16 protein-coding genes are annotated in these 12,908 nt (G+C 69.0%); 12 read left to right on the top strand and 4 right to left on the bottom strand.

The features are described from left to right. Positions 1 to 25: 25 nt before the first annotated feature. From idi to DTO57_RS08490, 9 genes are read left to right on the top strand one after another with little or no spacing between them, the layout of a single operon-like run. On the top strand, positions 26 to 610 hold the full coding sequence (gene idi / locus DTO57_RS08525) for an isopentenyl-diphosphate Delta-isomerase (RefSeq protein ID WP_114117770.1): 585 nt from the start codon (positions 26 to 28) through the stop codon (positions 608 to 610). Continuing rightward, a complete protein-coding gene (locus DTO57_RS08520; protein WP_114117769.1) occupies positions 607 to 1,656 on the top strand; it encodes a polyprenyl synthetase family protein in 1,050 nt (349 codons plus the stop codon). Before idi ends, DTO57_RS08520 begins: the two co-directional genes overlap by 4 nt. Further along, positions 1,653 to 2,519 (top strand): phytoene/squalene synthase family protein, encoded by an 867-nt coding sequence (locus DTO57_RS14370; RefSeq protein ID WP_229730633.1) that lies wholly within the window; start codon positions 1,653 to 1,655, stop codon positions 2,517 to 2,519. The genes DTO57_RS08520 and DTO57_RS14370 overlap by 4 nt, the downstream gene beginning before the upstream one ends. Next, positions 2,516 to 4,045, top strand: a complete 1,530-nt coding sequence (gene crtI, locus DTO57_RS14365) for a phytoene desaturase family protein (RefSeq protein WP_162785711.1) — start codon at positions 2,516 to 2,518, stop codon at positions 4,043 to 4,045. The genes DTO57_RS14370 and crtI overlap by 4 nt, the downstream gene beginning before the upstream one ends. After that, positions 4,042 to 4,368: a lycopene cyclase domain-containing protein gene (locus DTO57_RS08510; protein ID WP_114117768.1), complete on the top strand. Its 327-nt coding sequence runs from the start codon at positions 4,042 to 4,044 to the stop codon at positions 4,366 to 4,368. The genes crtI and DTO57_RS08510 overlap by 4 nt, the downstream gene beginning before the upstream one ends. Continuing rightward, positions 4,365 to 4,667 carry a lycopene cyclase domain-containing protein gene (locus DTO57_RS08505; protein ID WP_114117767.1) on the top strand — a complete coding sequence of 101 codons (303 nt, stop codon included), beginning with the start codon at positions 4,365 to 4,367 and terminating at the stop codon, positions 4,665 to 4,667. Before DTO57_RS08510 ends, DTO57_RS08505 begins: the two co-directional genes overlap by 4 nt. Next, positions 4,657 to 5,535 (top strand): prenyltransferase, encoded by an 879-nt coding sequence (locus tag DTO57_RS08500; protein WP_114117885.1) that lies wholly within the window; start codon positions 4,657 to 4,659, stop codon positions 5,533 to 5,535. Before DTO57_RS08505 ends, DTO57_RS08500 begins: the two co-directional genes overlap by 11 nt. Beyond that, the gene (locus tag DTO57_RS08495) at positions 5,532 to 6,695 is read left to right on the top strand and encodes a ferrochelatase (protein WP_114117766.1); all 1,164 of its coding nucleotides are present in this window, start codon (positions 5,532 to 5,534) and stop codon (positions 6,693 to 6,695) included. Before DTO57_RS08500 ends, DTO57_RS08495 begins: the two co-directional genes overlap by 4 nt. Next, positions 6,695 to 8,065 carry a cryptochrome/photolyase family protein gene (locus DTO57_RS08490; RefSeq protein ID WP_114117765.1) on the top strand — a complete coding sequence of 457 codons (1,371 nt, stop codon included), beginning with the start codon at positions 6,695 to 6,697 and terminating at the stop codon, positions 8,063 to 8,065. The genes DTO57_RS08495 and DTO57_RS08490 overlap by 1 nt, the downstream gene beginning before the upstream one ends. Here the strand turns inward: DTO57_RS08490 and DTO57_RS08485 are convergent. Together DTO57_RS08485 and DTO57_RS08480 are read right to left on the bottom strand one after the other, a co-directional pair. Continuing rightward, a complete protein-coding gene (locus DTO57_RS08485) occupies positions 8,027 to 8,419 on the bottom strand; it encodes a DUF1304 domain-containing protein (RefSeq protein ID WP_114117764.1) in 393 nt (130 codons plus the stop codon). The two genes, DTO57_RS08490 and DTO57_RS08485, sit on opposite strands and share 39 nt — an antisense overlap. A 379-nt stretch (positions 8,420 to 8,798) precedes the next feature. Beyond that, positions 8,799 to 9,374 carry a MarR family winged helix-turn-helix transcriptional regulator gene (locus tag DTO57_RS08480; protein WP_114117763.1) on the bottom strand — a complete coding sequence of 192 codons (576 nt, stop codon included), beginning with the start codon at positions 9,372 to 9,374 and terminating at the stop codon, positions 8,799 to 8,801. Positions 9,375 to 9,476: 102 nt separating this feature from the next. On the opposite strand from DTO57_RS08480, the gene DTO57_RS08475 reads away from it, so the two are divergent. Continuing rightward, positions 9,477 to 10,055, top strand: a complete 579-nt coding sequence (locus DTO57_RS08475; RefSeq protein WP_114117762.1) for an NADPH-dependent F420 reductase — start codon at positions 9,477 to 9,479, stop codon at positions 10,053 to 10,055. Positions 10,056 to 10,130: 75 nt separating this feature from the next. Here DTO57_RS08475 and DTO57_RS08470 read toward each other — a convergent pair whose 3' ends face one another. Together DTO57_RS08470 and DTO57_RS08460 are read right to left on the bottom strand one after the other, a co-directional pair. Next, positions 10,131 to 10,793, bottom strand: a complete 663-nt coding sequence (locus DTO57_RS08470) for a hypothetical protein (protein ID WP_114117761.1) — start codon at positions 10,791 to 10,793, stop codon at positions 10,131 to 10,133. A 674-nt stretch (positions 10,794 to 11,467) separates the two neighbouring features. Further along, the gene (locus DTO57_RS08460; RefSeq protein ID WP_162785710.1) at positions 11,468 to 11,965 is read right to left on the bottom strand and encodes a carboxylate-amine ligase; all 498 of its coding nucleotides are present in this window, start codon (positions 11,963 to 11,965) and stop codon (positions 11,468 to 11,470) included. Between the two features lie 97 nt (positions 11,966 to 12,062). On the opposite strand from DTO57_RS08460, the gene DTO57_RS08455 reads away from it, so the two are divergent. After that, positions 12,063 to 12,278 (top strand): hypervirulence associated TUDOR domain-containing protein, encoded by a 216-nt coding sequence (locus DTO57_RS08455; protein ID WP_114117759.1) that lies wholly within the window; start codon positions 12,063 to 12,065, stop codon positions 12,276 to 12,278. Continuing rightward, entirely contained in the window at positions 12,271 to 12,807 is a 537-nt protein-coding gene (locus tag DTO57_RS08450; protein ID WP_114117758.1) for a DUF488 domain-containing protein, read from the top strand. The genes DTO57_RS08455 and DTO57_RS08450 overlap by 8 nt, the downstream gene beginning before the upstream one ends. The last annotated feature ends 101 nt before the right edge of the window (positions 12,808 to 12,908 follow it).

Here is a 12,908-nt window from a genome sequence, read left to right as displayed (position 1 = left end):
TGAAAGAAGCGAAAGGGGAAGGGACGTGACAACTCACGAGCGAGTCGTGCTGCTGAACGACGACGGTGCCAGCATCGGCGCGGCCGACAAAGGGGGTGTACATCATGCGGAAACTCCGCTACATCTCGCGTTCTCCTGCTACGTGTTCGATCCGTCGGGCGAGCGGATCCTCGTGACCCGTCGCGCCCTGACGAAACGCACCTGGCCCGGCACGTGGACGAACTCGTTCTGCGGCCACCCGCAGCCGTTCGAACCGATCGGCGACGCGGTGGTGCGGCGCGCATCCCACGAGCTCGGCATGGAGCTGACCGGCCTACGGCTCGCGCTGCCCGAGTTCCGCTATCGAGCCATCGACGCCTCCGGCATCGTCGAGAACGAGATCTGTCCCGTGTACATCGCGACGGCGGCAAGCGATCCGCTTGCGAATCCCGACGAAGTCATGGACCTGACCTGGGTGCGGACCGCCGATCTCCTCACCGCTGCGCGCGCCACCCCGTGGGCGTTCAGTCCCTGGCTGGTGGAGCAGCTCGAGCTCCTCAGCCTCGTCGCGCCGGAGTTCGCTTCCGTGCCCGAGTTCGCGCCCTTGCCGGCCCTGGAGGCACAGCCATGATCATCGCCGACCGGCAGAGCCTGACCGACGTCGACGAGCGCCTCGAGGCACTGCTCGCCGAGCGCATCGAACGTGCGGAATCGGCGGGCCACGCATACGGACGGCTCTGGACGCGGATTCGCGACGCGATCCGCGGCGGCAAGCGGATCCGCCCCCAGCTGCTCCTGCGCGCCCACGCCGCCCTCGGTGGCGGGGAGCCCCGCGGCGCCGTCACTGCCGCGGCCGCCTTCGAGCTGCTGCACACGGCGTTGCTGGTGCACGACGACATGCTCGACGGCGACCTGGTGCGCCGCGGCGAGACGAATCTGCAGGGCGCGTTCGTCGCCGAGGCGCTCGATGGCGGTTCCTCCGTCGAGGCCTCTACGGCCTGGGGCGGTGCCGCGGGCCTCCTGGCGGGCGACCTGCTCATCAGCGCCGTCCACTCGCTGCTCGCAGAGATCCCCGCTCCCCAATCGAGAGGGATCCAGACGCTCGTCGACGAGTGCCTCTTCGCGACCGCGGCGGGCGAGTTCGCCGATATCGGCCTCTCGGTCGGCACGCTGGAACCGACACCCGACGAGATCTCGCGCATGATGCGCAATAAGACCGCCGCCTACTCCTTCGCCGCTCCGCTGCGCGCCGGGGCTGTCCTGGCGGGTGCGGACGCCCGTATCGACGCCGAACTCGATGAGATCGGCACCCTGCTCGGCTTCGTCTACCAGTTGCGCGACGACCTGCTGGGCGTCTTCGGATCCGAGGAGCTGCTGGGAAAGTCCGTCGACGGCGATCTGCGGGAGGGCAAGCGCACACTGCTCATCGCGTACGCCGAGGGCACGGACGCGTGGGAAGAGGTGCGCCACTTGTTCGGCCGGCGATCGCTCGACGCCGACGATGCGCAGCGGATGCGCGCGGCGCTTATCGAGAGCGGCGCACGGTCGCGAGCCGAGCTGCTGCTCGCGCGGGAATGCGATGCCGCCATCCGTCGTATCGAGCGCTCGGCGCTTCCGGCGCCGCTCCGCGACGAGCTGGCACAGCTCGCGCGCCGCTGTGCGGAGCGGGAATCGTGACCGGGCTCGACCTCTACACCGGCACGGCACGCGTTTCGTCGGCGCGCGTGATCGGGGCGTACTCGACGTCGTTCGGCCTCGCGAGCCGCCTGCTCACGCGCCGCGTGCGCGCCGCGATCGCCGACATCTACGCGCTGGTGCGCGTCGCCGACGAGGTCGTCGACGGCCCGGCCGCCGAGGCCGGCGTCGACGCGGAGGAACGGCGGCGGATCCTCGACGAGCTCGAACGCGAAACGCTCACCGCGATGCGGCGCGGCTTCAGCGCCAACCTCACGGTGCACGCGTTCGCCGTCACGGCTCGCGAGACGGGTATCGCGGAGGAGCTCGTCGCCGCTTTCTTCTCGTCGATGCGCACGGATATCGATCCTCCGGCTGCGTTCGATGACGAGGCCTACCGCCGGTACATCCACGGGTCCGCGGAGGTCGTCGGCAGCATGTGCCTGCGAGCCTTCATGCTCGAGCGCGGCGCGACGACCGAGCGCCGCCCCGACGTCGAGGAGGGTGCCCGCCGACTGGGCTCGGCCTTCCAGAAGGTCAATTTCCTCCGCGACCTCGCCGATGACTGCGATCGGCTCGGCCGCTGCTACTTCCCCGGCGTCGATCCCGCCCGGTTCTCCGAGGAGGAGAAGCGCGCCATCGTCGCCGACATCGAAGCCGACCTCGCGGCCGCCCGCCGCGCACTCCCGCACCTCCCGCGCCGCGCACGCAGCGCGACGGGCGCGGCCCTCGGCCTCTTCGCCGAGCTCAACCGCCTGCTGGCGGCGGCGCCCGCCGAACGGATCCGTCGCGAGCGCCTCTCGGTGCCGCGCCGCACGAAGGCCGCGATCGTCCTGCGGGCGATCGCCGGAAGGGATCCGCGATGACCGCGCGGCGAATCGTCGTCATCGGCGGCGGCATCTCCGGTCTCGCGAGCGCCGCCCTGCTCGCGCGCGACGGTCACGATGTCACCCTGCTGGAGTCGCGCGACGAGCTCGGCGGACGCGCGGGGACCTGGCGCGAGGCGGGCTTTACCTTCGACACGGGCCCTTCCTGGTACCTCATGCCCGAGGTCTTCGACCACTTCTTCCGCCTGATGGGCACATCGTCGGCCGAGCAGCTCGACCTCGCGCGCCTCGACCCCGGCTACCGCGTCTACTTCGAGAACGACCCCGCGCCGTTCGATCTGCCCGCCGAGAACGCGCGGGAGGCGATCATCGGCTTGGATCCCGGCGCTCGCGACGGCCTCACGCGCTATTTCGACTCGGCCGCCGACACCTACGAGATGGCGACGAGCCGCTTCCTCTACACGAACTTCAATACGCTCGACGGCATCGCAGACCGCGAGACCCTGCGTCGCCTGCCGAGGCTCGCGCGCCTGCTCGCCCAGCCGCTCGACCGCTTCATCGCGGCGCACTCCGAGTCGCGGCGCGTACAGCAGGTGCTCGGCTACCTCTCGGTCTTCCTCGGCACCTCGCCCGCCGAAGCACCGAGCATGTACCACCTCATGAGCCACCTCGATGTCGACCAGGGCGTGCTGTACCCGCGCGGCGGTTTCGGCGAGATCATCGCCGCGATCACCCGGCTCGCGGAGCAGAACGGCGTGACGATCCTCACAGGACACCGCGCCGCGCGGATCCTCGTCGACGGGCGTCGGGCACGCGGCGTCGAAGCGCGCACTCCCGGCGGCGAGCGCAAGGTGTTTCCCGCCGACACCGTCGTCTCGACGACCGACGTGCGCGTGACCGAGCAGCTCCTGCCGCACCGCGCGCCGCGCCGCAGCGCTCGCTGGTGGCGGCAGCGAAATCCCGGCCCGGGCGCGGTCCTGGCGCTCCTGGGTGTCGAGGGTGAGCTCCCTCAACTCGCCCATCACACGCTGTTCTTCACGAACGCGTGGGAGGAGGGCTTCGACGCAATCTACGGCTCCGAACCCCGGATACCGGACCCGGCGTCGCTCTACGTGTGCCGGCCGAGCGCGACCGACGACTCCGTCGCGCCCGCGGGCCACGAGAACCTCTTCGTGCTCGTTCCCGTCCCGGCCGACACGAGCATCGGTGCGGGCGGCGACGCGCGCGTCGAGGCCGCAGCCGACACCGCGGTCCGACAGATCTCAGAGTGGGCGGGCGTCCCCGACCTCGCCGAGCGCATCGTCGTGCGGCGCACGATCGGGCCGGCCGATTTCGAACGCGAGTACGGATCCTGGCGCGGCGGCGCGATCGGCCCCGCGCACACGCTCCGGCAGAGCGCGATCTTCCGCGGCAGCACGAGGGCGCGGGGAGTGCGAGGGCTGCTGCTCGCCGGCGCGACGACGGTGCCCGGCGTGGGGCTGCCCATGTGCCTCATCAGCGCCGAGCTCGTGCTCAAGCGCGTGCGCGGCGACCGTTCCGCGGGACCGATCGGGGTGCGCGCATGAACTTCGTCTACCTGGCCGCGCTGCTCGTCAGCCTGGCCTGCGTCGTGCTCGTCGACGTGCGGTTCCGCCTGTTCCTCGGAAGCGATTGGCGGCGCGCGCTCGTCGTGCTCGCGATCGGGGTGGCGTTCTTCCTGGCCTGGGATCTCGCCGGTATCGGCCTCGGGATCTTCGTGCGCGGCGATGGACCGTTCATGACGGGTGTCCTGCTCGCGCCCGAGCTGCCCCTCGAGGAGCCCGTGTTCCTGCTGTTCCTCTGCGAGGTGACGATGGTGCTCGTGCTGGGGGCGGCGCGCCTGCTGGAGAGGAAAGGGGACCGGCCGTGACCTACCTCGTCCTCTCGTCGGTGTTCCTCGCGATCGCGGTCGCGCTCGGGGTGTTCGCGGCACGCCGCGGCGAGCGCGTGCCCTTCCTCGCGCTCGTCGCGGGCGGCCTCGCGATCCTCGCGCTGACGGCCGTCTTCGACACCGTCATGATCGCGGCGGGCCTGTTCACCTACGCCGACGCGCATCTGCTGGGCCCGCGCATCGGCCTGGCGCCGATAGAAGACTTCGCGTATCCGCTGGCTGCAGTCATCCTGTTGCCCACCCTCTGGTTCCGATGGGGTGGGAATGATGATCGCTGACCTCGTGTCCGTCTCGCGCCCGCTGAGCTGGATCAATACGGCCTTCCCGTTCGCGGCCGCGTACCTGCTCATGACGGGCAGCGTCGACGCGGCGCTCGTGATCGGAGCCGTCTTCTTCCTGATCCCCTATAACGTCGCGATGTACGGGATCAACGACGTCTTCGACTACGCCTCCGATGTCGCGAACCCGCGCAAGGGCGGGGTCGAGGGCGCGCTCCTGGATCCGGCCCGGCACCGTTCGGTCCTGGTCGGCGCAGCGCTCGCATGCCTGCCGTTCGTCGTCGCGCTCGTGGTGCTGGGGCCGCCTCTGTCCTGGCCCGTGCTCGCGGCGAGCCTCTTCGCCGTGGTCGCGTACTCGGCACCGCCCTTCCGGTTCAAAGAGATTCCCGTGCTCGACTCGATCACGTCGAGCGTGCACTTCTGCTCGCCCGCGCTGTACGGCATCGTGCTGGCGGGCGAGCTGCCCGGGCTGCGCTCGGGAACGATCCTCCTCGCCTTCTTCCTCTGGGGTATGGCGAGCCACGCGTTCGGCGCGGTGCAGGACGTCGTGCCCGACCGCGAGGGCGGGATCGCGTCGATCGCGACCGTGCTGGGTGCCGCCCGCACGGTGCGGCTGGCCCTCGCCCTCTGGACGGTAGCGGGGCTGCTCATGCTCACGACCGGGTCGCCCGGCGCATGGGCGTCTCTGCTCGCCATTCCCTATCTGCTCGCCGCGGGGCCCTTCGCGCGTGTCTCCGACGACGACTCGGGCCGCGCGAACCGCGGCTGGCGCCACTTCCTGTGGATCAACTACCTCTGCGGCTTCCTGGTGACAATGCTTCTCATCTGGTACGCCGCCACGACCGCCTCACCCTGGAGAACATCATGACCACCGTTCCCTACGCCTCCCCCGCATCGTCCTCCGGCGCCCCCTACGCCACCGCGCGCCAGCCGTACGACGCGATCCTGCTCGCCGGCTTCGGCGGCCCCGAGGGCCAGGACGACGTGATCCCGTTCCTGCGCAACGTCACGCGGGGCCGCGGCATCCCCGACGAGCGCCTCGAGGAGGTTGCCCATCACTACCGGCACTTCGGCGGCATCAGCCCCATCAACGCGCAGAACCGCGAACTGAAGGCAGCGATCGAGGCCGAGCTGGCCGCACGCGGTATCGACCTGCCGGTCTACTGGGGCAACCGGAACTGGGATCCGTACCTCGACGACGCCGTTCGCGCGGCGGCCGAGGCGGGCGACACCCGCCTCCTGGCCCTCGCCACGAGCGCCTACAGCTCGTTCTCGAGCTGCCGCCAGTACCGCGAGGACTTCGCCCGCGTGCTGGAGGAGACCGAACTCGCCGGCACCGTCACGATCGACAAGATCCGCCAGTTCTTCGACCACCCGGGCTTCGTCGACTCCTTCGTCGCGTCGATCGTGCGCGCGCTGGCCGAGTTCGCCGTCGACGGCGCCGAGAACCCACGGGTGCTGTTCACGACGCATTCGATCCCCACGGCCGACGCCCAGCGCTCCGGCCCCCGCGACCGCGACTTCGGCCCCGGCGGCGCCTATGAGGCGCAGCACCTCGCCGTCGCCGCGGAGGTCATGCGGCGGGTGGCCGCCCGGGACGACCGCTTCGCCGACGTCGCGTGGGAGCTCGTCTACCAGTCGCGGTCCGGCCCCGCCTCGCAGCCGTGGCTCGAACCCGACATCTGCGATCGCATTGCAGAGCTGCCCGCCGAGGGCGTCGGCGCGATCGCGATCTCGCCGATCGGCTTCGTCAGCGACCACATGGAGGTGAAGTGGGATCTCGACACGGAGGCCCTCGACGCCGCCGCCGAGCACGGGATCCGCGCGGTGCGCACCGCGACCCCCGGCACGGATCCCCTCTTCGTCGCCGGCATCGTCGACCTCATCGAGGAGCGGATCGCCGCCGTGGCGCCCGAGGAGCGCCCCGCCGCAACGCGACTCGGGCCGTGGTTCGACGTGTGCCGGCCGGGCTGCTGCGAAAACGTCCGCGCAGGCTTCAAGCCGGCCGCCGCGGGCGTGGCGCCCTGATGACGAGCATCGTGTGGTTCCGCGACGACCTGCGCGTCGCGGACAACCCCGCGCTCTCGGCCGCGATCGCCCGAGGCGGACCCGTCGTGGCGCTCTTCGTGTTCGACGAAGAATCTCCTGGGATCCGACCGCTCGGAGCGGCCGCGCGATGGTGGCTACACCACAGCCTCACCGCGCTCGCGGATAGTCTGCGTGAGCTGCGGGTTCCGCTCGTGCTCCGCCACGGCGGATCTGAGAGGATCGTCGCGGACCTCGCCGGCGAGACGGGCGCAGGCGCAGTGTTCTGGAACCGCCGCTACGGTAGGCCGGAGCGCGAGCTCGATGCCCGCATCAAGAAGAGCCTTCGGTCATCGGGGCGCGAAGCAACGTCGTTCGCTGCATCGCTTCTTTTCGAGCCGTGGACGATAGCGACGGGATCCGGTACGCCCTACCGCGTCTTCACCCCGTTCTGGAAGGCATGCCAGCGCGCGCCCGTGCCGCGGCGCCCGATGCCGGTGCCACCCGCGGCTTCGTCCCGCGCCGGCGACATCGATTCCGACCGCATCGCCGACCTGCTACCGCTTCCGCAGGGGCCCGACTGGTCTGGTGGCCTGGGCGCGACATGGCAGCCCGGCGAGCTTCACGCCCGACGCGCGCTCAACGCCTTCGCCAGCACAAGCCTTCGCGATTACGAGCGTTCTCGCGATGAGCCCGCGGCCGCCTCGACATCCCTGCTCTCCCCGCGCCTGCGCTGGGGAGAGCTGAGCCCTTTCGAGATCTGGCATGCGGTCGCGGGCGAACCGGATGCAGGCGCTTTTCTGTCGGAGCTCGGGTGGCGCGAGTTCGCCTGGCACACGCTGTTCTCGTTCCCCGAGCTCGCGAGCCGCAATCTCCGCCCGGAGTTCGATCATTTCCCCTGGCGATCTCGCGAGGATCCCGCGGTCCGCTCCTGGCAGCGAGGGCGCACGGGCGTGCCGCTTGTCGATGCAGGCATGAACGAACTCTGGCACACCGGCTACATGCACAATCGGGTGCGCATGGTCGCGGCGTCCTTCCTCGTCAAGAATCTGCTGATCGACTGGCGCGTGGGCGAGGCGTGGTTCTGGGACACCCTCGTCGACGCCGATGCGGCCAACAACCCCTTCAACTGGCAGTGGGTTGCCGGATCCAGTGCCGACGCGGCCCCCTATTTCCGCATCTTCAACCCGCTCGTGCAGCAGAAACGGTTTGACCCGCAGGGCCTCTATACGAGCCGGTGGGCACCCGATAGCGGCGCGGATCCGATCGTCGACATCGCGGAGAGCCGACGCGCGGCGCTGAGCGCGCTACAGGAGATGACGTCGATCGCAGGCTTATGCGATCGCGACGCCGATACCGAGCACGATCACTGAGAGCAGCGGGAACACACCCTGCTTGATCGATGCGGGGCGCTTGTCGGGCGCCGAGAGGAAGAGCACGAGGGCGGCACCGAGCATGGATCCGACGCCCGCGAACACGAGCGCGTAACCGACGGCGGTGTTGTCGCTCGCGAAGCTCACGATCACGCCGATCGCGGCGACGATCGCGAGGAACAGGTTGTAGAAGCCCTGGTTGAACGCGAGCGACTTCGTAACGACCGCCTCTTCCTCGGTCGTGCCAAACGTCTTCCGGCCCTGCGGCGCCGTCCAGAGGAAGACCTCGAGCACGAAGATGTACACGTGCAGCAGCGTGGCGAGGGCCGCGAGAACGAGTCCGGCGATGATCATGAGGGTTCAGCTTTCTGCGGGGGTGACTGTTCGCTATGCATATCGTTGCACGGAGCTATGACAAAGAACCGCCCCCTCGCGTATTCGCGAGGAGGCGGAGGTCGAAGTTCGCGGGTCTCAGAGCCCGAGCAACGAAAGCAGGTCAGTCACGAGACCGCCGAGCGAGCCGAGCAGGGACGAGAGAGGACCAGAAAGCATGTGTATCTCCATTCGATGATTCACCGTTCTCTTCGGAGCGGGTGCCCCGAGACCACAACTTCGTGCGGTGAGATCACGCTATGAAGCGCGCGTAACTCCGGTGTGTGTCGCGCGAGTCGAACGCGTGACGGCTCGCGGCCGCGCGACGCATGGAAGAAACACGCTCCCTGCGAAGCGCAGATCAACCGCGCGCGGGCGCCGGATCCGCCGGGCACGCGACCGGTTCAGGGTCGGCGGCACAGGCGACCGGATCCGGATCCGCCGCGCACGCCTCGTCGGCGGGCGCGCCGTCGGCCGTGACGCCGAGCTTGCGGTCGGGATCGAGCTTCACGAGGATCTCGTAGACGAGGCTCGCGAGCCGTTCGGCGCCGCCCTCGCCAAGCCCGGCGAGGACCTTCGTCTGCACAGCCTCGGTGTGGAGCGGAAGGGCCTCGCGATAGGCGGCGACGCCCTCCTCGGTGAGGATCGCGTTGGTCGCGCGCTTGTCGCCGGCACACGACGACCGCACGACGAGGCCCTTGCGCTCGAGGCTATTCACGACGCGGGAGAGGCGCGGGAGGGTGGCGTTCGTGCGCGCGGCGAGCTGGCTCAGCCGCAGCGTGTGGTCGGGCGCCTCGGCGAGCGCCTCGAGCAGCGTGAACTCGAACGATGTGATGCCCGAGTCGGCGAGCTGGCGATCGAGCTCGACGGGCAGGAGCTCGCCGAGCGCGCGGAGGCGCGCAATCGCCACCCGCTCGTCGTACCTCAGCTCCGCCATGCCCCGATTCTATCATTGGTTGTAGGTGCAAGTTTTATGTGATAGTTTCATCTACAACCAATCGATTCGGCGGGCAGCCGCCACACACAGGAAGAGTCACTCATGGCAACTTTCAGCATCATCGGCACCGGCAACATGGGCTCCGCGATCGGCGGCCTCCTCGCCGCGGGCGGCGCATCGGTTCAGCAGATCTCGCACGCCGACCTCGCACAGACCACCATCGAGGGTGACGTCGTCGTCCTCGCCGTTCCGTTCCCCGCCTTCGGCAACATCGTCGAGACGGTTGGCGCGCAGCTCGAGGGCAAGACGGTCGTCGACATCACGAACCCGCTGAACTTCGAGACCTTCGACTCGCTCGTCGTGCCGGCCGGCAGCTCCGCCGCCGCCGAACTCCAGAAGCTCCTCCCGAACAGCACCGTGCTCAAGGCGTTCAACACGAACTTTGCCGCGACGCTCGCGAGCAAGCAGCTCGCGGGTCAGACCACGACCGTTCTGGTCGCGGGCGACAACGCCGACGCGAAGGCCGCGTTCGTCGCCGCCGTCACCGCCGGTGGCGTCGTCGCGATCGACGCCGGATCCCTCTCGCGCGCCCACGAGCTCGAGGCCATCGGCTTCCTGCAGCTGGCCCTCGCCGCCTCGGAGAAGATCTCCTGGACCGGCGGCTTCAACGTGTCGAAGTAACGCCCACGCGAAGCAGAAGGCCCCGGGTGCTCCGATCGGGAGCATCCGGGGCCTTCTGCGCGCCCCGCGGATCCCTCAGTACGTCTCGATAGACGCCAGGATCGCGTCGAACTCGTCTTCGTGCGCGTCGAACTCCTCAGGGACGTCGGAGAAGACGATCGTGACGGGCCGATCGGAGTCGAGCACGAGGCCATACGTGTGCTGCCGCACGAGGCCCTGGCCATAGTCGGTCTCCGACGCGAAGCCGACGACCTCCGCCCCGTCGATCAATGCTGCCGGGAGCTCCTCGAACGTCGCCTCGTACCCCTGGTCCTCGGTGCCGGACTTGAGGGATTCGAGGAAGGACTCGGGATCGTCCGGATAGTTCTCAACCGGCGCGTTGACCATGATGGTCACGTTGCGAGGAGTGCTGGCCGTGCTCTCCGGGTCGGTGTAGATCAGCGCCTCATCGACGAACGGCAGCGACTCGGAAGACTCGATCAAGTTTGCCTGCGCTTCCCAGCCTTCCGGGACAGAGAAGGAGACGAACTCGCCGACGCGATCCGCGTCGTCCGCGTCGTCCGCGTCGTCATCATCCGCGGCGTCGCCCGCCGCCTCCTCCGCCGCCGGGGTCTCAGCCTCCTCGGCGGCACCGTCCGGCACCGACTCGCTCTCTTCCTGTGCGCTGCACCCGGTCAGGGTAAGGCCCGCAATGAGCGCGAGGAACGCGAGCTGGCCGGCGACGTGAGTGGGTCGCATACGCACAGCCTAGCCATGTGCGGGGGACCGGTTCGGCGCACCAGCAGACCGAAAGCTCATACCCGCACGTCCGGGCGCCCGCCCGGGTCTTTGCATGCTGGGGCGCCCGATCAGTGGGAAGCGTCGACTACCGCGATCCACTTGTTTAGTTCATCGACGGCACCGTTAAGGCTGAAGTCGAGCGCCGCAGACACTGCGGCCCGCTTGTAGCTACCAACCCAATGTAGGTATGCAGTGACGACAGGGGGCCACGAGCGGCTTGGCCCACCCACCCGCTCGGATTCTGCCGCCCGTGCTTCGAACACGGCTACGGCTGCGCTTCGCACGTCGGCGAGCGACGGATGGCCGGGGCGCTGATGTTCTCCGCGCGCACCGCATCAATGCCCTGCATGACGCTCACCACGACGACCCGACATTCGGATACCGATACCTCGCCGACGAGCCTCGGCGGGCCGGATGGCGGATGAGCCGGCGGACGGCGTGGAAGCTGTGCTCGCAGGCGGGGATCGTCTCGTCCGCGCAGCGCGGGCGGCGCGGGAGGGGCAAGAAGGCCGGCCCGCCGGTGTTCGATGATCACGTGCAACGCGTGTTCCGCGCCGATGCCCCGAATCGGCTGTGGCTCCCAGATATCACGGAGCATTGGACGGGCGAAGGCAAGCTTTACTGCTGCGCGATCAAGGATGGCCGCTGTCGGCGCCCCGCCAGAACGGCGAGTTCGAGCTGAGGGCGAGCAGGGTCGGTAGCCAGGCGCGAATACGGTCGAGCACCGCAACGCCCTCCTCGGGCGAATCGATCGCGACGTGCACGTGCATGCCACAGACAAGCGCCTGGCTCACGGGACGACCGTACTCCTCCACGATCGTCTCGATGCGCGTCGCCGGCGACACGTGCGGCGTGACCGGCACGGGCGAGCTCGCGAACGCGGCCGCCCGCGCGCCGGCGCCGCGCGCGGCGATGTCGGCACGGATCCGTCCCCGGGCGATCGCGTCGGCGATTTCATCGATCGTCTCGCAGGGCGGCGTGACGATCTCCAGCATCTCCTGCTGAAGCTCCTGTTCGAGAACGGGGCGCTCCCACCCCGATTGCCACTCGAGGATTTCCGGGGCGACGGCGGCGGGCCTTCCCGACTCATCGACCAGCAACAGTTCCTCTTCGACTCCGAGAGTTCTCATGGGTCCATTCCCGCACATCGCATCTGATTGTCCCGGGGGTCTTGACAACGGCGCCGTCGTCGATGTTTCAATGGACGCCTCGGGCCAGGAGGACACCATGACAGAACGATTCGCGGTCGGCGATCACGTCACGTGGAACTCCGAGGCGGGCCGGGTCTCGGGCACCGTCACGAAGGTTCACACCCGTGATTTCACGTACAAGGGTCATCCCCGTCGGGCGAGTTCCGACGAACCGCAGTACGAGATCAAGAGCGACAAGACCGATCACGTCGCCGCTCACAAGGGAAGCGCGTTGCGCCGCAGCGATGGCTGAACCGGTCTTCACGATCGGCCACTCCACGAGGCCCCTCGACAACTTCCTGTCCTTGCTCGGCGAACACAGGATCGATCTCGTCGTGGATGTGAGAAAGCTTCCCGGGTCGCGTCGATACCCGCACTTCGATGCCGACGGGCTCGCAGGGTCCCTTGGGGAGGCGGGTATCGGGTATGAGCGGGTCGAGTCGCTGACAGGCCGGCGGCCCGTCAGCCGTGACGTGCCGTTCGAGACGAACGCATGGTGGCAGAACCGCAGCTTCCACAACTACGCCGATCACGCCCTCTCGTCCGAGTTCCGCCAGGGACTGTCCGGGCTTCTCGAGGCGAGCATCGAGCACCGGCTCGCGCTGATGTGCTCCGAGGCGGTGTGGTGGCGATGTCACCGCAGGATCATCGCCGACCACCTCCTATCGCACGGTGTCGACGTCCAGCACATCCTGGGCGAGGATCACGCCGATCCCGCGACGCTCAGCACGGGCGCTGTCATCGGATCCGGCCGACGGGTCACGTACCCGGCGGTCACATAGAGGCCATACTCCCCGCACTCGCCACTGTCAACGCCCCTGCCCCGATGCTGCGAACGCACCATCATCGACAGGAGCCGGCCCGGTCCCGGGCGCGGCGCAAC

Source organism: Microbacterium sorbitolivorans (assembly GCF_003327285.1).
Classification (GTDB): domain Bacteria; phylum Actinomycetota; class Actinomycetes; order Actinomycetales; family Microbacteriaceae; genus Microbacterium; species Microbacterium sorbitolivorans.
Note: the sequence above shows the minus strand (reverse complement) of the source record. Positions and strands in the feature narration are given on the sequence as shown.